At 62.6% G+C, this 17,776-nt stretch carries 18 protein-coding genes; 7 read left to right on the top strand and 11 right to left on the bottom strand.

Going from position 1 to position 17,776, the window contains the following annotated elements; genetic code table 11:
• Window positions 1-23: 23 nt before the first annotated feature.
• Window positions 24-662: a LysE family transporter gene (locus tag BTW08_RS06900; protein WP_075561789.1), complete on the top strand. Its 639-nt coding sequence runs from the start codon at window positions 24-26 to the stop codon at window positions 660-662.
• A gap of 36 nt (window positions 663-698) precedes the next feature.
• Here BTW08_RS06900 and BTW08_RS06895 read toward each other — a convergent pair whose 3' ends face one another.
• Together BTW08_RS06895 and BTW08_RS06890 are read right to left on the bottom strand one after the other, a co-directional pair.
• Window positions 699-2,066: a TrkH family potassium uptake protein gene (locus BTW08_RS06895; RefSeq protein WP_075561788.1), complete on the bottom strand. Its 1,368-nt coding sequence runs from the start codon at window positions 2,064-2,066 to the stop codon at window positions 699-701.
• A 46-nt stretch (window positions 2,067-2,112) separates the two neighbouring features.
• On the bottom strand, window positions 2,113-2,769 hold the full coding sequence (locus BTW08_RS06890) for a TrkA family potassium uptake protein (protein ID WP_075561787.1): 657 nt from the start codon (window positions 2,767-2,769) through the stop codon (window positions 2,113-2,115).
• 337 nt (window positions 2,770-3,106) lie between these two features.
• Between BTW08_RS06890 and BTW08_RS06885 the strand changes: the two genes are divergently transcribed.
• Window positions 3,107-4,552 carry a sodium-dependent transporter gene (locus BTW08_RS06885; protein WP_075561786.1) on the top strand — a complete coding sequence of 482 codons (1,446 nt, stop codon included), beginning with the start codon at window positions 3,107-3,109 and terminating at the stop codon, window positions 4,550-4,552.
• 82 nt (window positions 4,553-4,634) lie between these two features.
• On the opposite strand, the gene BTW08_RS06880 is transcribed toward BTW08_RS06885, so the two are convergent.
• Window positions 4,635-5,444 (bottom strand): SIMPL domain-containing protein, encoded by an 810-nt coding sequence (locus BTW08_RS06880; RefSeq protein ID WP_075561785.1) that lies wholly within the window; start codon window positions 5,442-5,444, stop codon window positions 4,635-4,637.
• A gap of 210 nt (window positions 5,445-5,654) precedes the next feature.
• On the opposite strand from BTW08_RS06880, the gene BTW08_RS06875 reads away from it, so the two are divergent.
• Window positions 5,655-6,578, top strand: a complete 924-nt coding sequence (locus BTW08_RS06875) for a cobalamin-binding protein (RefSeq protein WP_075561784.1) — start codon at window positions 5,655-5,657, stop codon at window positions 6,576-6,578.
• A gap of 111 nt (window positions 6,579-6,689) precedes the next feature.
• Here BTW08_RS06875 and cobO read toward each other — a convergent pair whose 3' ends face one another.
• The 4 genes from cobO to BTW08_RS06855 all read right to left on the bottom strand — a co-directional run bounded on the left by cobO (window position 6,690) and on the right by BTW08_RS06855 (window position 10,413).
• Window positions 6,690-7,289 (bottom strand): cob(I)yrinic acid a,c-diamide adenosyltransferase, encoded by a 600-nt coding sequence (gene cobO, locus BTW08_RS06870; RefSeq protein ID WP_075561783.1) that lies wholly within the window; start codon window positions 7,287-7,289, stop codon window positions 6,690-6,692.
• Window positions 7,290-7,342: 53 nt separating this feature from the next.
• Window positions 7,343-7,651 carry a winged helix-turn-helix domain-containing protein gene (locus BTW08_RS06865; RefSeq protein ID WP_075561782.1) on the bottom strand — a complete coding sequence of 103 codons (309 nt, stop codon included), beginning with the start codon at window positions 7,649-7,651 and terminating at the stop codon, window positions 7,343-7,345.
• Window positions 7,652-7,741: 90 nt separating this feature from the next.
• Entirely contained in the window at window positions 7,742-8,731 is a 990-nt protein-coding gene (locus tag BTW08_RS06860) for an SDR family NAD(P)-dependent oxidoreductase (RefSeq protein WP_075561781.1), read from the bottom strand.
• Window positions 8,732-8,757: 26 nt separating this feature from the next.
• Window positions 8,758-10,413 (bottom strand): glycosyltransferase family 39 protein, encoded by a 1,656-nt coding sequence (locus BTW08_RS06855; protein ID WP_139313594.1) that lies wholly within the window; start codon window positions 10,411-10,413, stop codon window positions 8,758-8,760.
• A gap of 288 nt (window positions 10,414-10,701) precedes the next feature.
• Here BTW08_RS06855 and BTW08_RS06850 point away from each other — a divergent pair, with 288 nt between their 5' ends.
• Window positions 10,702-11,364, top strand: a complete 663-nt coding sequence (locus BTW08_RS06850) for a response regulator transcription factor (protein WP_075561779.1) — start codon at window positions 10,702-10,704, stop codon at window positions 11,362-11,364.
• On the top strand, window positions 11,361-12,761 hold the full coding sequence (locus BTW08_RS06845; RefSeq protein ID WP_075561778.1) for an ATP-binding protein: 1,401 nt from the start codon (window positions 11,361-11,363) through the stop codon (window positions 12,759-12,761). The genes BTW08_RS06850 and BTW08_RS06845 overlap by 4 nt, the downstream gene beginning before the upstream one ends.
• Before the next feature lie 118 nt (window positions 12,762-12,879).
• On the opposite strand, the gene BTW08_RS06840 is transcribed toward BTW08_RS06845, so the two are convergent.
• Genes BTW08_RS06840 through BTW08_RS06830 form a run of 3 tightly spaced genes read right to left on the bottom strand, consistent with a single transcriptional unit; the run spans window position 12,880 to window position 15,847 of the window.
• Window positions 12,880-14,661: a glycosyltransferase family 39 protein gene (locus BTW08_RS06840; RefSeq protein WP_083627737.1), complete on the bottom strand. Its 1,782-nt coding sequence runs from the start codon at window positions 14,659-14,661 to the stop codon at window positions 12,880-12,882.
• A gap of 17 nt (window positions 14,662-14,678) precedes the next feature.
• Complete coding sequence (locus BTW08_RS06835) at window positions 14,679-14,990, bottom strand: lipid-A-disaccharide synthase N-terminal domain-containing protein (RefSeq protein WP_075561777.1); 312 nt, start codon at window positions 14,988-14,990, stop codon at window positions 14,679-14,681.
• Window positions 14,987-15,847, bottom strand: coding sequence for a glycosyltransferase family 2 protein (locus BTW08_RS06830; protein ID WP_083627736.1), 861 nt, complete (start codon window positions 15,845-15,847; stop codon window positions 14,987-14,989). The genes BTW08_RS06835 and BTW08_RS06830 overlap by 4 nt, the downstream gene beginning before the upstream one ends.
• On the opposite strand from BTW08_RS06830, the gene BTW08_RS18895 reads away from it, so the two are divergent.
• Together BTW08_RS18895 and BTW08_RS06825 are read left to right on the top strand one after the other, a co-directional pair.
• Complete coding sequence (locus tag BTW08_RS18895) at window positions 15,846-16,076, top strand: hypothetical protein (protein WP_139313593.1); 231 nt, start codon at window positions 15,846-15,848, stop codon at window positions 16,074-16,076. The genes BTW08_RS06830 and BTW08_RS18895 overlap by 2 nt on opposite strands.
• 164 nt (window positions 16,077-16,240) lie before the next feature.
• Complete coding sequence (locus BTW08_RS06825) at window positions 16,241-16,639, top strand: cupin domain-containing protein (protein WP_075561776.1); 399 nt, start codon at window positions 16,241-16,243, stop codon at window positions 16,637-16,639.
• Between the two features lie 16 nt (window positions 16,640-16,655).
• Here the strand turns inward: BTW08_RS06825 and BTW08_RS06820 are convergent, their stop codons facing one another.
• Window positions 16,656-17,732, bottom strand: a complete 1,077-nt coding sequence (locus BTW08_RS06820; RefSeq protein WP_075561775.1) for a PA0069 family radical SAM protein — start codon at window positions 17,730-17,732, stop codon at window positions 16,656-16,658.
• Between the last annotated feature and the right edge of the window lie 44 nt (window positions 17,733-17,776).

The following is a 17,776-nucleotide window of genomic DNA, read 5'->3' as shown; positions in this document are numbered from 1 at the left end:
CCCTCTTCTTGTGAGTTGATTCCATGGGCATTTCTCTGTTCCACGGTCTGCTGGTCGGTGCCAGTCTGATCGTCGCCATCGGTGCGCAGAACGCCTTCGTGCTGCGTCAGGGTTTACGACGCGAACACGGCTGGCTGGTGGCCGGGATCTGTGCCGTCTGTGATCTGCTGCTGGTCGCCGCCGGCGTGGCCGGACTCGGCCCGCTGATCACAGCCAGCGCCGTCGGCGTGCAGTTGGCTCTCTGGGGCGGGGTGGTGTGGCTGCTGTGGCAGGCTGGGGCGGCGTTCAGACGCGCCGGCCGCGCTCGATCTCTTGAATGGCGGGGGGAGAGCCGCGGCGAGGCCGGCTTGGGCGGCGTGAGCAATAACGTCGTGAGCGCGAGAGCGGTCGTGGCCGCCACGCTGGGCGTCACGCTGCTCAACCCTCACGTCTACCTGGATACGGTGGTGATGCTGGGCATCATCGGCGGCCAGCAGGCCAGCCCGACAGGATTCGTGGTGGGCGCGTCGCTGGCCTCGCTACTGTGGTTCTTCGGTCTGGTCGGACTGGCCCACTGGCTGGCGCCACGCCTGCGCGATCCCCGCTGGTGGCAGATCGTCGATATCGTTGTCGGGGCGATCATGCTGCTGGTCGCCTGGCAGCTCGCGATGCGCCCGATGTGAACGCGTCGCCAGCACCACAACGAACGCAACAGATCGTCAGCCGATCTGGATCTCGCCCTTGGCATAGCGCACGCCTCGCGCCTGGCGGGTGGCGAGAAAATAGCCCACCGAGAGTGGCCCGACACGACCCAGCAACATCGTCAGCCCTAGCAGGAACTGGCCGGGCAGCGAGAGATCGCTGGTGATGCCGCGGGACAGGCCGACGGTACCGAAGGCGGAAACGGTTTCGAACGCCAGATCGAGAAACGAATGATCGCCGTCGGTGATGGTGAGCCCGAACAGCGTCAGAAAGACCAGCAGGAGCCCGGCGAGCGCGACCGTGATCGCCTTGATCACGGTCTCCTGGGTGATCGAACGGCCAAAGGCGGTGGGGTGCTCGGTATTGCGGTAGAACGCCCGCGCCGTCAGCAGCAGCACCACGAAAGTGGTGATCTTGATGCCGCTGGCGGTGGAACTGGAGCCCGCGCCAATGAACATCAGCAGCATCACCAGCAGCGTCGAGGCGTCGGTCAGCGAGCCGATCTCTAGAGTATTGAACCCGGCCGTACGCGGCGTGACGGCCTGGAACCAGGCGGCCTGCACCTTGGCAAAGATATCGCCGAGACCGCCCAGGGTGTCCGGGTTCGTCCACTCGAGCCCGAGCAGAATCGCCGTAGCGACCACGTTGAGCCAGAATGTGGCCAGCAGCACGACCTTGGTCTGCATTGCTAGGCGCGACCAGCGCCGGTGGCGATACAGGTCGCTCACCACCACGAAGCCGAGCCCGCCGACGATGAACATCAGAGTAATCGCGCCGTTGACCAGCGGGTCGCCGACTTCCTGAATCAGACTATCGGAAAAGGTCGAGAATCCGGCATTGTTGAAGGCGGAAACCGCATGAAAAAGGCTGTGCCACAACCCCATTTTCAGGCCGTACTCCGGTACCCAGTGCCACGCCAGCAGCAGCGTGCCCACGCCCTCGGTGATAAAGGCGAAGGCGATCACCAGCTTGACCAGATCACGGATATCGCTGAAGGCGATCTCGCCCAGCGCCTCGCGAACCAGGTTCTGCTGGCTCAGCGGCAAGCGCGTTCCCATCAGCAGCACGGTGAGCGCGGCAAAGGTCATGAAGCCCAGGCCGCCGACCTGGATCAAGGCCAGTACCACCAGCTGGCCGGCGAAGGTCAGATCCTGGCCGACATCGACGACGCTGAGTCCGGTGACGGTAACCGCGGAGGTCGCGGTGAACAGCGCCTCGTGCCAGGCCAGCGGTCGCGTTCCGCTGCCGGGGAGCCACAGCAACAGGGCACCGATGGCGCAGAGCAGGGCAAAGCCGAGCAGCAGCACTTCCGGCGGCGATAATCGAATGACGCCGCCATGGGGCGCGCGACGGAACGGCTGTTTCAGGCGTTGCCAGCGTCTCACGGGTGCGTCCCCGAATCCGGCTCGGAGGCAAAAGCTATCGGGAGATTCATATCTGTTTGCCGATTTCGCGCAGCGCCTGCAGGTCGCCCATCAGGATCAGACTGTCGCCGACTCGTAGCGGGGTGTCATCATCGGGATTGCGCAGGACTTCCTCGCCGCGTTTGATGGCGACCAGGAACAGCGCATCACGATCGATCGACAGATTGGCGACGCTGGCGCAGTTCTCGATCAGGCGTTCGGTGGTTTCGATCTCGACGATGAACTGGCGTTCACCGAGCCGGATGAAATCGACCATGGCGTGATAGTTGAGGCTTTCTGCCACGCGCACGCCGACATCGTATTCCGGATAGACCACGCGATCGGCGCCGAGGCGCTTGAGCAGCTTGTAGTGAGAGTCGGAGTGCGCCTTGGCCCAGATCTCCTTGGCGCCCAGCTCCTTGACGTGGAGCGTGCAGGTGACGCTGGCCTCGACGTTGTCGTCGACATCGATCACCACTACGTCATAGGCATCCAGCGACAGCTCGCCCAGCGCCTTCTCGTCGGTGAGGTCGGCAATCACCGCATGGTCGAGAATGTCCGACAGCGCGTCGACACGGGTCTCGTCGGCATCGACTCCCAGCACCTGATTCTGGTGGCGTTTCAATTCACGCGCGACGGTACTGCCGAAATAGCCCAACCCCAGAATGGCAAAGTGCCGGGACATCGGAATCTCCTTGTGAGGTCTGGTCTGTCAGAGACCGAAACAAAACATCTGAGCCTGATCGGGATCGCCTCGGGCTCGAATGGACCGCCCGGGGAACGGGCCGGATCATCGCTGCGCGCCAAGCTTTGCACAAGCCCCGGCATCGTACCAACCATGACGCGGTCGCGCATGCCTCGCGTCGACGCTACAATCCCCCGCCGCATCGCCCGCCAGGGGTCGTTTTCCTCATCAGGGGTGACACCGGCAAGGGCGATTCCCTGCGCCGGATCGATGCTCGAGACCAGGTTCGAGCATCGATCCGGCCCGACCCAGCCAGCTACTGGAACGACGAGGACGCATGACCGCAATCGCATCACCCAAGAATCTGTGGCTGGGACGCTGGGGCTTTGTCCTCGCGGCCACCGGCTCGTCGGTAGGCCTGGGCAACATCTGGAAGTTCCCCTACATGACCGGCGAATATGGCGGCGGCGCTTTCGTGCTGGTCTATCTGCTGTGCATTGCCGCCATCGGCGTGCCGGTGATGATGGCGGAGATCGCACTCGGGCGCCGAGGGCGAGGCAGCCCGATCGACGCGATCCAGAGGGTGACGAGGGAGTCCGGGCGCAGCCGATGGTGGTCGGGGCTGGGATGGATGGCGATGCTGTGCGGCTTCATGATTCTGTCGTTCTACGTGGTGGTCGCCGGCTGGGCGGTCTCCTATCTGTGGAAATCGGTGACGGGGGGTCTCGCCGCCCATAGCGTCGAGGGCATGGCCGCCATCTTCAGCGCCAACAATGCCAACCCCTGGAACCTGGGGTTCTGGAGCACGCTGGTCACGTTGGCGACGATGGCAATCGTGGGGCTGGGTGTACAGGCGGGCATCGAGCGAAGCGTGCGCTGGATGATGCCGGGCCTGGTGGTCATGCTGGTGATAATGATCGTCTATGCGGTTTTCTCGGGCAGTTTCGGCGCCGGGGTACACTTCCTATTCGCCTTCGACCCCGGCAAGCTCACCGGACAGGCGGTGCTGGCCGCGATGGGCCACGCCTTCTTTACCTTGTCCTTGGCTTCAGGTGCCATCCTCACCTATGGCGCTTACCTGCCGGCAGGGCAGTCCATCGGTCGTACCACGCTGATGGTGGCTATCTGCGACACTCTGGTCGCACTGATGGCGGGGTTGGCGATCTTCCCGGTGATCTTCGCCAACGGCATGGACCCGGCATCCGGCCCTGGCCTGATCTTCATGAGTCTGCCGCTGGCCTTCCAGCAGATGCCGCTGGGCGGCGCGGTCGAGACGATCTTCTTCCTGATGCTCACCGTGGCCGCGCTGACATCCGCCATCTCGATGATCGAAGCCACCGTGGCGTGGTTGAACGAGAGTCACGGCCTGTCCCGCGTCAGGGCGGCCTGGGGTGTGGGTATTCTGCTGTGGGTTGTGAGCACGCTGGCGATGCTGTCGTTCAACGTCGGCGCCGACTGGAAGCTGGCGGGGCGACACTTCTTCGACTGGCTCGACTTTTTGACATCGCGCTTTTTGATGCCGCTGGGTGGGCTGGGAACGGCGCTGCTGGCGGGGTTCGTGTTGCGCGGAGAAAGCCTGAAAGAAGAACTGGGGCTACCTTCGGCGGTTCACGCCCTGTGGCGATTCGCGATCCGTTACGTCTGTCCACTGGCGATCGTGATGGTGTTCCTGGATGCTCTCGGCGTACTGGGGACGGCGTTCGACTGGCGCTGGCTGGCAGCGATACTCGCCCTGGCGCTGATCGCGGAGATCGTGCTCGCCCGGGTGATGCGACGAATGTGAGCTGCGCGGGGCGGGCGTCGATGCCCGCCCCCGCTCATCGTCATCTACTACATCCTCTACGTCATCGTCATCCTCTACGTCATCAATCGTCGATTTCCCAGCTGACGCTGACGCCGGCGTCGATGTTGATCTCGCCGCTGCGATACTCCGATGCGCCTGCGCCGCTGTCGGCCTCGGCGGCGCGCATCACCATCTGCGGCTGGTAGCGCGGCGCGGTGGTCTCTTCGATATTGACGACATCGCCCAGATCGACGTCCAGCGTGTCCGCCATCATCTCGGCCTTGTGGCGGGCGCGTTCGAGAGCCTGCTTGAGCGCCCGATCGTCGGCGGCGTCGCTGTCCTTGAGGCCGTAGCTGACGCCGTCGAGGGAGTCGACCCCGGCGCTGGTCAAGGCATCGAGAACGCGCGGCAGCCGGTCGAGATCATCGAGCGTCAACGATACCGAGCGCTCGACCTGCGTTCGCACCTTGGGCGGCTGGCCGTCGTCGCCCTGACCGGCAGTCTGGACATAGTCGGGCCGTACGCTGAGCGAACCGGCGCGAATGTTCTTGCTGTCGACGCCGGCGTTTTCCAGCGTACGGATCAGCTCGCCGGTACGGGATTCCAGCCGGTCTCGCGCTTGCTTGATGGCGTCGCTATCACCGGAAGACTCCTCGCCCTGAACCTGGGTCGGCGTCCGTTCCCACAGGCGCGCATTCAGCGTCGCCTGGTCCGGGGCCACATTCAGCGTGGCATTGGCCTGGACGTGAATCTGATGGGGCGTCTTGTCGGCAAGCGCCGGCGTGGCCAGCGTCAGGGTCGCGAGTACGGCAGCAACGCCCAGGCCGACACTGCGACTCAGAGCTTGCGGGCGGAATACTTGATGGAGATGGCTAGGCGTGTCGAAAGACATGGCATTTCCTCTTTTTCGAAAAACCGATACGTCTAAAAAGACCGGCAGGTGTCGAAAAGCCGGCAGGTGTCGAAAAGCCGGCACGTATCGAAAACCGGGACTTGAAAGCGTCGCTTGCGCTAGAGCCGGGCGCTGCATAGACGTCTCCAGCGGCGTTCGGTTCCCATGCTATGCTCGCTCGCTCCGTTATCCCAAGCCACTGAGCCGATGATGCGCTGTCTTTCCCCATTGCCATGTCGATCGAGCCTTGCGCGCTTTTGGCGACTGGCGCCGTTAGCACTGGCGCTGACCGTTGTCGGTTGGCTGGCGCCAGCCGATGCCGAGGCAAGCGGTGCTGCGATCAGCGTCGAGGACGATAGCGGACGCCGCGTGACGCTGGCACAGCCCGCCGAGCGTATCATCGCGCTGGCGCCGCACCTGGTGGAATTGAGCTACGCCGTCGGCGCAGGCGGGCAACTGGTTGGCGCCATCGACGGCAGCGATTACCCACCCGCGGCCCGGCAGCTCGATCGCGTCGGCAGCTATCGTGGCATCCCGCTCGAGCTGATCGTCGCCAAGCAGCCCGATCTGGTGCTGGTCTGGGGTAGCGGTACGCCGGCATCGTTGATCGAGCAGCTCGAACGCCTGGATATCCCCGTCTATCGCAGCGAGCCGCGCAAGCTCGAGCAGATCGCCGACGACCTGCGGGATATCGGCCGGCTCACCGGACACTCCGATGCCGGAGAGCAGGCCGCTTCCGATTTCGAACAAGCGCTGGAAGGCACGTCGCAGCAGCTTTCCCCAGCACCACGGGTCTTCTATCAGTTGGGTCAGTCGCCCTTGACCACCCTGGCCGGCGGTCAGATCGTCACTCAGGTGATTCGCCACTGCGGTGGCGTGCCGCTGTTCGACGATGCGCCGGTGCTGGTGCCCCAGATCGGCTGGGAGTCGCTGGTCGAAGCGCAGCCAGAGGTCATTCTGGCAGCCGGCAACGACGATCGCTGGCAGGCGTTCTGGACAAGTCACGATGAATTGCCGGCGGTACGCGACGGCGCGCTCTACACGCTGGATCCCGACGCGATCAGCCGTCCCGCGCCGCGCATGATCCAGGCCGTGCGCCAGGTGTGTCGGGCGCTTGCCGACACGATCCGATAGCCGACGAGTCGATAGCGGAAACGGAATTCCTGGCCGCGTCTCGTCGCTCTTGGCTCTCGAGCCGCGGCCCTTGGCTCTTAGCCCGTGGCTCGTGGCTCATTGCTCTAGGCTTTAGTAGTCGATGCCTCGGCGGGCCTGCAATCCCGCATTAAAGGCATGCTTGGTGTCCTGCATTTCGGTCACGGTATCGGCCATGTCGACCAGCTCGCGGTGGGCGTTGCGTCCGGTCACGATCACGCTCTGTTCCTGCGGCCGATTGGCGATGGCACGCCTGACCGTCTCGAATTCGAGATAGCCGAACTTGAGCATGTAGGTGATCTCGTCGAGCACCACCAGATAGACGTCGGGATCGGCGAGCAGGCGCTCGGCCTCCAGCCACACCTCGAGACAGGCGGCCGTGTCGCTGGCGCGGTTCTGAGTATCCCAGGTGAACCCCGTGGCCATGATGTGAACGTCGAGATGGGTATCGTCGATCAGTCGTTCGCGCTCACCGCACTCCCATAGCCCCTTGATGAACTGGATCACGCCGACCCGATAGCCGTAACCCAGCGCGCGGGTGACGGTACCCCAGGCTGCGGTAGTCTTGCCCTTGCCGTTGCCGGTGAACACCAGCAGCTGACCGCGCTGCTCGGTGGCGGCAGCGACCTTGTCGTCGACGTGAGATTTGAGTTTCTGCATGGCTTGCTGATGACGCTGCTGGCGATCACTCATGGCTGGGCTCCGAGAGTTGGCGAGTGCGGCTGGATAGGCGAGAGCCGTGTGGATCAGGAAGCGGGTAGCGGATACCCCAGCGCGCCGGCGATCTCGGCGGCGTGTCGGGTTACCCAATCCGATGAAATCGGTCCCCAGTCGCGGATCACGTAGCGGCCGATATGGTGACGCTCGCCAGCGGTCTGTTCGAATTCACAGACGATGTCGAGTTCGGCCAGCGCGGCCAGCGTGTCCTGTGCGGTGCGCCGGGGCATGCCGCTGATCTCGACGATGGCCGGCACGCTCTCTGCCAGGCCGGCATCGATCAGATGGGCCACGTAAAGGCGGCGGTAGAAACTGGTACGGGTCTTGCTGAGTGACATGGACGGGCTCGTGATTCGGGATGGCATGGCCCGATGCTACGCCAACGCCTCCCGTTCGACGACCGTTGGCACCGTGCTGCAGTACTTGAATCAGACGGCCATGGATTCCAGCAGCAGCTCGCGATAGTCGAGCAGCCAATCCACGAAGCGATCGATGCCCCGCTCCAGCGAAACCTGAGGCGTGTAGTGAATGACCGATTGCAGCTTGCGGGTGTCCGCCCAGGTGCGCTCCATATCGCCCGGCTGCATCTGTCTGAAGTGCTTGGTGGCGGTGACGCCCAGCCGGGCTTCCAGCGTGGCGACGAAGTCGAGCAGGGCGATTGGCTTGCCGCGTCCCAGATTGTAGATGTCGTGAGGCGCGCTGCGCTCGGCGTCCACGGTGGGGGGATGGGGCAGCAACCGCACGATGCATTCGACGACGTCGTCGATGTAGGTGAAGTCCCTGGCCATGCGACCATGGTTGAAAATATCGATCGGCTCGCCGCGTAGCAGGCTGGCGGCAAACAGGCATGGCGCCATGTCCGGGCGACCCCAGGGGCCGTAAACCGTGAAGAAGCGCATGCCGGTCGAGGGCAGCCGGTGCAGGTCAGCGTAGCTGTAGGCCATCATCTCGTTGGCGCGTTTGGTCGCGGCGTAGATCGAAGCCGGTTGATCCACCGGATCGGATTCCCGAAACGGCAGGCTCTTCTGACGGCCATAGACCGAACTGGAAGAGGCGTAGAGCAGGTGCTCGACGGCATGACGCTTGCACACGTCGAGCAGGTTGAGAAAGCCGGTCAGGTTGCTGTGGCCGTATTCGTGTGGGTGCTCGACCGAATGACGTACGCCGGCCTGGGCAGCAAGATTGACGACGTGAGTGAAACGTTCGCGGGCAAACAGCGCTTCAAGCGAAGCCAGATCGGCGATATCGATGCGGTGGAACGGTACCCCGTGGAGCTGCTCCACCCGCGCTTGTTTCAGCGAGACGGCGTAGTAGTCGTTGAGATTGTCGAGCGCGACGACGCGATGGCCGTCGCAGGCGAGACGGCTGGCAAGATGAAAGCCGATGAATCCGGCCGCGCCGGTAACGAGGATTTTCATGCAGGTTTATGTCCTTGATGTATCCATTACTGATCGAGCCGGCGAACGGGCGCTGGACTCTGGTCACCACAGGCCAATGGCTGCCTATCGAAGGATAGGGCGGAGACGGGTATCACATCCAGTTGGCCGCCGCGGTAAGGGAAGGTGTGAGCGAAGGTGGTGGCGTCCATCAACGAACGGAGATCGCGATCACGGCCGACGACCCAGCCCTCCGGCATGTGGTATTGAAAGCGACATAGATCTGCCGATGTGCCGTTCAGCGTGATCAGGGGCTCGCGCAATCGGCCCGCGAACTGAAAGGTCGCCTGGTAGCTATTTCCATTGAAGGCAACGGGAATCCCCTCGTGCTCCAGGCGTGCCATCAGCCGAGCGGGCGCGGTAACGTCGTAGCGGCTCCAGAGGGGCGACAGCATCAGTTGGGTGGTGATCAGCACAGCGATACCGGTACCGAGTGCCAGATTGCGAGTCGCTTGAGGGGCACCAAGCCAGTGTCGATGCCAGAGAAGGGTTGCCCAGGCGATCAGGGCAATAGCCCCAAAGGGGGAGAACATCGCGCGACTCACTGCGCCCGTGCCAAAGATCATCAGAACCAAAACTGCCGCGCCTAGCAGGCCAATGGCCAGTGCGGGCAGGTGACCACGAAGGCGTGCACGGCAATCGATGCTGCCGAGGCGATCCATGATCAGGAGCGCCAACGCCGGCAGCAGTGGCATCAGGTAGTGAATCTGCTTGCCGCTGATGAGCGAAAAAATGACCAGCGGGCAGCCTAGCCAGATCCAGGCCAGGCGCTGATGGCGGTGGCGCGGCAGTCGAGGCCATGCGCTTGGCCATAGCGTCCAGGGGAACGCGAGCAGCGCGAGCCATGGCAGATACCACCAGGTCGGTCGAGCGTGTGCCATCGCCTGTTGCAGGCGGTCTACGCTCTGCCCCCAGAGCAGGTCCTGAGCGTAGTCGCGACCGCCCAGCCAGGCCGCGGGCAGGGCCCAGGCCAGCACCATGGTGAGTCCCAGTGTCAGCGCCAGGGCGAGATGACGCCGTCCGGGTGGGCCCAACGGTGAGGCTCGCCACAATGGGATCGTCAGAAGAATCGGCCCGAGCGTTACGAACACGGCCGGCCCCTTGGCGAGCAGTGCCAGGCCCAGCCACAGCCCGCTGATGATGGCCTTGCGTAACGTCAACTGGCCTGCGACCAATGGGGCGATCGCCCCCAGCAGACACGCGCTGAGCAGGATGTCGAACATCAGCGCGCCGCTGTAGAGATTCCACATCAACATCGCCATCAGCGCCATTGGCGCCAGCCTCGCCTGACTGCCGGGGTAACCCAGCCGGCGGGCGATGCGGTAGAGATGCGTCATCGCGATCAGCGACGCCAGCGGGGAGATCAGCTTCGGCCACCAGGCGTTGACCCCGAACAGCGACCACCCCGACTGGATCAGCCAGAACAGCAGCGGCGGCTTGTCGGCATAGGGCTCCCCGTTCATCAGCGGTAGCCACAGCGAATGGGCATGCCACATCTCCCAGGCAACCGAGACGTAGCGTGTTTCGTCGATCGGCATCAACGGCTTTGCCAGTGCGCCGGCGAGCGCTATCAACCAGAGCAGTACGATGACGGCAGTGTCGCGATATCGGGTTTCCCACCGCAAGTGAGTGAGAGAGTGCGAAAACTGGCGAGTGATAATCACGCGATCGCGTCCCAACAGACGGGTGAAACGCTACTGTGAGGGCGTTGGCTTAACGAAACATTATCGAGACAAGTCGTAGGCCAAATGGTGCAGGAACGGTATTGGTGTCAAGATCTCGACAAGCGATATGAACAATAAGAAACCGTTAAGGTGGGTGTGTCTCAATGCGTTAAACGGGCAAGATCCCTGCGAGATCCTCGGCGGCGTGACGCAGACGAACGACGCAGACGGACGATGCCAGCAAACGACGGCGAACGATAAAGACACCCAACGAAGACGGAAACCGCAATGCGCGTATTGTTGGTGGAAGACGACCCCCTGTTGGGGGATGGCATCCGGACTGCCCTGATCCGGGAAGGCTACGTGGTGGACTGGTTGATGAAAGGCCGGGATGCACTGGAAGCGGTGCGCATCGAGCCATTTTCACTGGTCGTGCTCGATCTAGGTCTGCCGGACATCGACGGGCTCGAGGTACTCAAAGGCATTCGGCGCCACTACCCGCTGCCGGTGCTGATCCTGACGGCCCGGGATGCGGTCGATCAACGCATCATGGGGCTGGATGCCGGCGCCGACGACTACGTGCTCAAGCCGTTCGATCTGCAGGAGCTGCTGGCACGCATGCGCGTGGTGACACGTCGCGCCGAAGGCCGGGCGACTCAGCTGCTGTCGATTGGTCAGTTGACCATCAACGAGGCCGAGCATGAAGTCAGCTGGAAGGGAGCGTCTGTTCTGCTCGCTCGGCGCGAGTTTGCGCTGCTGCTCGAGCTGGCCAGAAACCGCGATAAAGTCATGTCGCGTCCCAAACTGGAAAGTCTGCTTTACGGCTGGGGAGAAGAGCTCGGTTCCAACGCGCTGGAAGTTCATGTTCACCATCTGCGCCGCAAGCTCGACAAGCATTTGATCACTACGGTCAGAGGCATCGGCTATCGACTGGACAGCCGCGTGGCATGACATCGATTCGTCGCTATCTCAATTTTACGCTTGTCGGTGTGCTGCTGATGGTCATGGGGCTGGCGGTCACCGCCGCTTATCTGATCACGCGACACGAAATGGAAGAGATCTTCGATGCCCAACTGAGTCTCCAGGCGCGTGTGGTATCGGCGCTGGTGGATGTCGAAACGACGACACAGGAGTACCAGGCGGTTGCCGAAAAGCTGTCTCAGCCCGGGCATTTCGCACGCTGGTATGGCCAGACCGACAGCCCCATTTCTCAGGTTGCCGAACCGAAGCTCTACGATCATGAGGAGCGAATGTTGTCGGTAGGCTTCTGGGATGCCGACCGTCGACCGATATTGATGGGGGCCCGATGGGATTCAAGAAACGAGGCGTTTCCCGCGCCCGTCAAAGAGGGGCACCGCTGGGTTTCATACGATAGTCATCGCTGGCGCGTGTTCAGCATGCTGGTGGACGACGGACGCTGGATCAGCGTCGGTCTGCGCGAATCCTTTCAGGATGAACTCTCCAACAAGGTCGCCATCGGCAATTTCGTGCCGCTGCTGCTGGCGCTGCCGATCCTTATCTGGCTGATTGCCCGGCTGATTCGGAGAGGTTTGAAGCCGATCGACCATCTATCCCGGCAAGTTGAGGCGCGAGACGAGAAAGACTTGAGTCCGATTCGCGTGGGCGTGCCGCAAGAATTGCAGACCTTGCGTGGTGCGCTCAACGATTTCATTGACCGTCTGGGCAAGACACTCGAGCGCGAGCGGCGTTTCACGGCCGATGCGGCCCACGAGTTGAGAACCCCGCTGGCCGCCATGAAGATTCATCTCGACAACGCACGCTACGGAGAGCCCAAGGCGCTGGACAAGGCCTACAACGGTATCGAACGTCTGCAACGCGTCGTCGAGCAATTGCTGCTGCTGGCTCGTCTGGATATTCACCGCGAACGGCCGGCTCCGGAATCGGTACCGCTGCCGGCATTGGTCATGGATCTGGCCGCCGATCTGTGGCCGTTGGCCGAGTCCCGACAGCAGACGCTGGAGATCGTCGAAGGCGAGCCGGTGAGCGTTACCGGCAATGCCACCGAACTGGGGATTCTGATCCGCAACCTGATGGACAACGCGCTGCGCTATACCCCATCGCAAGGGACGGTGGTCGTGGCCGTGGGCAGCGATGATCGGCATCCCTGGCTGACCATCGCGGATTCCGGCCCGGGCATTCCCGAAGCGCTGCTGGAGTCGGTGAAACAGCGTTTCCAACGCGCTTCCGATCAGCGCATCAGCGGCAGCGGCCTGGGGCTCTCCATTGCGGCGGAGGTCGCCGAACGCCAGCGGTTGACGATGACGCTCGCCAACCGGGCGGAAGGCGGCCTGTTGGTCAGGCTGGATTGGCTGGATCCCATCGACTGATCCTCGCCCGCCGTTACCCACTCACCGGGTGCAGGATTCGATGTTTCGTGACGCGCTGAGCCGCTGAGTCGGGTATCTCTCTACATTGGATTTCTGCCACGATTGCCAGTCACCATGGTCAAACGTGGGGCGCGCTGCCGGTATTGTCCGGCAGCGTGGTCGGTGCTACGAAGATCGGCGCTGCGTTGACGTTGCCCTGACACTGGCCGACGGCGGTCGCTGGAATGAGCCACCAGTCATCGCCATTCTGAATCCCCAGGTCGTGAACCTGGCCTCGGTCGATGCAATCGTAATCTTCGGCTTGTCGTTCCATGGCGAACATCCAGCGGTTGTCATCCTGCTGCAGCCAGGCGAAAGCCCGCCGAAACTGATCGCTCGCCGGCGTCCGGTCACCGAACTGGATGCTGGGCTGACGCGACTGCAGTAAAAATTCTTCGTCATAATCCGGCATCGCCAACCAGACGCCAGCGCCGGTGATCGATTCGACATGGGCCATCATGTCGCGTGGCGAGCGGGCGTGATCCTGTAACGCATAGCCCCAGGTCGACCAGCTGATCCAGAAAACCACTAGCCAACTGGCCACCGCCCACAGCCCGCGACGGGGTCGCGCCCAGACCAGCAGCCCCATGCCAACGCCGCCGATCACGATCCACCAGGCCCACGGCGAGACGTCGTGATGTTCGGCGGCTCGAGTGATTGCCGGCACGCCGATGGCACCCAGGACACCGGCGACCAACACGAGACCGCCGAGTAACGCGAGCAGGCCGAACCCCAGCCAGTGCAGACGCCTCTTGCGCAGCAGGCCGGGCAGCAAAGGCGCCATTGCCATCACCAGCAACGGCACGGTCGGCAGCATGTAGACGCCGCGCTTGCCCGGCGACAGGGAAAAGAAGATCACGATCAGAATGACCGAGCTGAGCGGCAGCAGAATGCGTGCGTCGGGCCGACGCAGTCGTCGCCACCAGGCTGGAATCGTCCAAGGAAACGCGAGAATCAGCGGCATCCATGCCCAGGGAAGCACTTCGAGCAGGTAGTAGTACCAGGGTTCGAGATGAGCCCAGGAGTCGGCATAGCGCTGGCCGGTCTGCTTGAACAGGATATTGTCGCGATACGCGGCCAGAGAGGGATCGTCGCCCCATGTCGCCATGACGGTCATCGGCACCGCCCAGGCGGCAACGCATAGCAGCATGACGGCGATGCCCTGAATGGCATCCTTGAGTTTGAGGCGTGTGATTTGCCCGCGAGCGTTTTTGCGAAAATCGCTTGAATAGCCTAGCCATAGCCAGGCCGGCAATAGCGTCAGTGGGAGAATACCGACGCCTTTGGTGATGATGCCGAGACCCATCGCCGCCCAACCGATCAGCCACCAGCCCCTGGCAGGCCCGAGTAGCGCGTGGCGCAACAGCCCGTAAGTCGCCAACGTCGTGCAGAACGTCAGCATCATGTCGATCTGTGCCGTTTTGGCCTGCAGCACGAACTGAAAGGCCGTCAGCAGAGCCAGGCCCGAGAGCAGCGCGACGCGTCGGCCGTGCAGGCGCCGACACAGATCGACGACCAGGAGCAGGGTGCCGAGGCCGGCCAGCGTTGTGGGTATCAGAAAGCCCCAGCGCACGGAGCCGGTGAGCCAGATGCTTAGCGCTGACGCCCACATGAACACCGGCGGTTTATCCGGGTAGAGTTCGCCGCCGCGGTGGGGAAACCAGAACTGCCCGGTGCGCAGCATTTCCAGCGCATTGAGCGCGAAACGCGGCTCGTCGGCCGGCCACGGATCACGCAGACCGATGCCGATACCCAGCAGCACGATGGCCATCAGCAACAATAGGAACCAGGCACGCCGATAGTGCGCCTGTGACGGGTTGGTCCAGAAGCGTCGCATGGGCTGATACGTGGGTTGGCGCATGGAATGAAAAGTTCCGTTCAGGAGTTCGAGACGTCTTTGGAAAGCGCGCTTTTGGTGGAATCCGTCTGGCGTTTCTCGCGTCGAATCAGCATCAGATTGCGAATATAGATGATCAAACCGGAGCCCTGGCCGGCAATAAACACCGGATCGCGACGATAGATGGCGTAGGCGAGCAGCGTTGCGCCACCGCCCAGGCTGAAGAACCAGAAGGCGACCGGAATGATGCTGCGTCTGGCGCGTTCGCTGGCGAGCCACTGGATGACGAAGCGCGCCGAGAACAGTGCCTGACCGACGAAGCCGATAGCGACCCACAGCCACTCCTGATTCATGATGCTGGTGCCTCCCTGTTCGCGTCCGTCCCATTTTCGTTCGCCTCGGTCGCCGGCGTGGGCGTGTCGACGAGCGCCGCCGGCAACCGGCTACGTCGACGCAGCCACATGACGCCGATCATGTCCACGATGCCCACCCATAGCCGATTGTTGAGACCGTAGTGCGACTCGCCCGTGCCGCGAGGGCGGTGATTGACCGCAACGGAGACGCAGGTACCACCCTGAGCCCGAACCAGTGCCGGCAGGAATCGGTGCATATGGTCGAAATAGGGTAGCGAGACGAAGGCATCGCGGCGGATCACCTTGAGACCGCAACCGGTATCCGGCGTCGCGTCGTCGAGCAAAGCCGAGCGGACGTGATTGGCGACCTTGGAAGAAATGCGTTTGAGCCAGTCGTCGCGGCGATTGGTGCGATGGCCCGCCACCAGCATTACGTCGCCTTGCTGGGCGCGCGCAAACAGGCTGGGCAGATCCGCCGGATCGTTCTGGCCATCGCCGTCCAGCGTACCCAGCCAGGTGCCGCGTGCTGCCCACGCCGCCTGCCAGACAGATGTGCTCTGGCCTGCACTTTTAGCATGCCGCAACGGACGTACGCGGGAATCTCGAGCCGCGCGCTGTGTCAGTATTTCCCAGGTGCCGTCCGTCGAGGCATCGTCGACCACGATCACTTCATGATCGACGTCTGCAAGCGCCAGACTGATCTCGTCGAGCAGGCCGGGGAGATTGCCGACCTCGTCCTTGGCCGGAATCAACACCGACAGCAACGGCGAATGAATGGGTGAATGATCGGACGAATGGCCGAGGGAATGACTGGCGGGGCCGATTTGAGTGCTGGGTTGATGAAGAGACGAGTGCATGGGCAACTATTTCCTGGCGATGAAACTATCTGTCTTTATGGACGTATTGCTTGTGAAGCTCAAACCAGGTTTGACCCACTGGCAGCCGAAGAAAGCAGGAGCGGTATGGTGCCAATGGTCGCGGGCTAAGCTTAACGAAAGCTTAAACTGTATGGAGAGAGGTGAATGCCTGGAGTGGACGCGTCATCGAATTCCGTCAGCCGCCGGAAATCCGGCGCTCCAGATGTAACTAAGGCTACCACGTCGATCAATGAGCGTTCTGAAGCTAAAGCCTATCCAGAGGCTGCTTTATAGGTGCAACCAATAAACGCTTGCGCAAGCGCTTCATATCAACTGCTAATGTAGCAGTACAGACATGCCACTTTATCGTTCAGCTTCGTGGAGAAAAAGCCATTGAAAATCAATCGAGCGGGATCTCAGCCGTCGAGACCAGGTGCTGAGGATTATTTCACGGGCACGGTGCGCATCGATCCGTTGTTCAGCGCCGAAGCGCCAGGACGCACCAGTGGCGCCGCCGTGACTTTCGAACCTAGCGCGCGCACGGCTTGGCATACCCATCCCGCAGGGCAGACGTTGATCGTGACGGCGGGATTGGGAAGAGTTCAGCGTGAAGGCGGCCCTATCGAGGAAATTCGCCCAGGTGACGTCGTCTGGTTCTCCGCAGGCGAAAAGCATTGGCATGGGGCGTCACCCGAGGTCGCGATGACGCATATCGCGATTCAGGAATCGATCGATGGAAGTCCGGTAACGTGGATGGAGAAGGTCAAGGACGAGGCGTACCAAGGAAAGTAATGACCCGGCTACCGGATTAACCGAACAGATCCTGCTGGGCGTGAGGTGCTCGGAATTGCGTGGTATCCAAGCCCGCTTCCGCGCGTCGTTCCAGACCCAGGCGTAAGGCCGTGCGGCGAAAACGCTGGCCGATCATGTCCACGAATATTCCGTTGCCCCGCATGCGGTGGCCAAAGCGGCTGTCGTTGTTTTCACCGCCGCGAGATTGGCGGATCAGGCTCATCACCTTGCCTGCCCGTTCCGGATAGTGCTCCTCCAACCAGGCCTCGAACAGCGGAGAGACTTCTCTTGGCAATCGCAACAGCGTCCAGCTGGCGGTGCGGGCGCCAGCCTCGGCGGCTCGGTGCAGAAGGGTTTCGATTTCGCTGTCGTTGATGGCGGGGATCACCGGCGCCATCAGCACGCCGACCGGCACCCCGGCGTCATGCAGTTCTCGAATGATCTTGAGCCGCGCCGCTGGCGAGGCCGTCCGCGGCTCCAGGGTGCGTTTCAATTCGTTGTCGAGCGAGGTAAGGCTGATAAACACCCTGACCAGACGGTGACGAGCCATCTCGGCAAGCAGTTCACGATCGCGCAGAATCAGCGCGCTTTTGGTCACCAGCGTGACCGGATGACGGCACGCCAGCAGCAGTTCCAGCAACGAACGCGTCGTGCCATGTTGTGCCTCGATCGGCTGGTAGCAGTCGGTATTGCCGGAAAGATTGATCGGCCGGCAGACATACCCGGGGTTGCACAGCTCCTCACGCAGGCGATCCGTCATGCCGGTCTTGGCGATCAGGCGCGTCTCGAAATCAATGCCGGGAGACAAGTCCCAGTAGGCGTGGCTAGGACGGGCATAGCAGTAGATGCAGCCGTGCTCGCAGCCGCGATAGGGATTGAGCGAGCGGTCGAAGCCGAGGTCCGGCGACTGATTCCAGGAAAGCGCCGAGCGTGGCGCCTCGAGCTGAACCTGGGTGGCGATCCGGCCAGGCACCCCTTCCTGCCACCAACCGTCGTCTTCCGCGATGCTGTGAGTCGGTTGGAAACGGTTGTCGGGATTGTAGGTCGCCCCGCGGCCCTTGATGGGCCGGGAAGGGCGAGAGGGAGACGACATGGCAGCGACTCCTGTGGCTGGCCTCGAAAACTGTATTTATATAC

The organism is Salinicola sp. MH3R3-1, assembly GCF_001937155.1.
Lineage (GTDB): Bacteria > Pseudomonadota > Gammaproteobacteria > Pseudomonadales > Halomonadaceae > Salinicola > Salinicola halophyticus.
This window is presented reverse-complemented; position numbering and strand designations above follow the sequence as displayed.

Bases quoted from the DNA above. Each gene is read 5' to 3' on its own strand.
- BTW08_RS06890 (WP_075561787.1), bottom strand. From the start codon at position 2,769: ATGTCCCGGCACTTTGCCATTCTGGGGTTGGGCTATTTCGGCAGTACC.
- BTW08_RS06845 (WP_075561778.1), top strand. From the start codon at position 11,361: ATGACATCGATTCGTCGCTATCTCAATTTTACGCTTGTCGGTGTGCTG.
- BTW08_RS06880 (WP_075561785.1), bottom strand. From the start codon at position 5,444: ATGTCTTTCGACACGCCTAGCCATCTCCATCAAGTATTCCGCCCGCAA.
- BTW08_RS06875 (WP_075561784.1), top strand. From the start codon at position 5,655: ATGCGCTGTCTTTCCCCATTGCCATGTCGATCGAGCCTTGCGCGCTTT.
- BTW08_RS06840 (WP_083627737.1), bottom strand. From the start codon at position 14,661: ATGCGCCAACCCACGTATCAGCCCATGCGACGCTTCTGGACCAACCCG.
- BTW08_RS06835 (WP_075561777.1), bottom strand. From the start codon at position 14,990: ATGAATCAGGAGTGGCTGTGGGTCGCTATCGGCTTCGTCGGTCAGGCA.
- BTW08_RS06860 (WP_075561781.1), bottom strand. From the start codon at position 8,731: ATGAAAATCCTCGTTACCGGCGCGGCCGGATTCATCGGCTTTCATCTT.
- BTW08_RS06830 (WP_083627736.1), bottom strand. From the start codon at position 15,847: ATGCACTCGTCTCTTCATCAACCCAGCACTCAAATCGGCCCCGCCAGT.
- BTW08_RS06900 (WP_075561789.1), top strand. From the start codon at position 24: ATGGGCATTTCTCTGTTCCACGGTCTGCTGGTCGGTGCCAGTCTGATC.
- cobO (WP_075561783.1), bottom strand. From the start codon at position 7,289: ATGAGTGATCGCCAGCAGCGTCATCAGCAAGCCATGCAGAAACTCAAA.
- BTW08_RS06850 (WP_075561779.1), top strand. From the start codon at position 10,702: ATGCGCGTATTGTTGGTGGAAGACGACCCCCTGTTGGGGGATGGCATC.
- BTW08_RS18895 (WP_139313593.1), top strand. From the start codon at position 15,846: ATGGGCAACTATTTCCTGGCGATGAAACTATCTGTCTTTATGGACGTA.
- BTW08_RS06865 (WP_075561782.1), bottom strand. From the start codon at position 7,651: ATGTCACTCAGCAAGACCCGTACCAGTTTCTACCGCCGCCTTTACGTG.
- BTW08_RS06885 (WP_075561786.1), top strand. From the start codon at position 3,107: ATGACCGCAATCGCATCACCCAAGAATCTGTGGCTGGGACGCTGGGGC.
- BTW08_RS06820 (WP_075561775.1), bottom strand. From the start codon at position 17,732: ATGTCGTCTCCCTCTCGCCCTTCCCGGCCCATCAAGGGCCGCGGGGCG.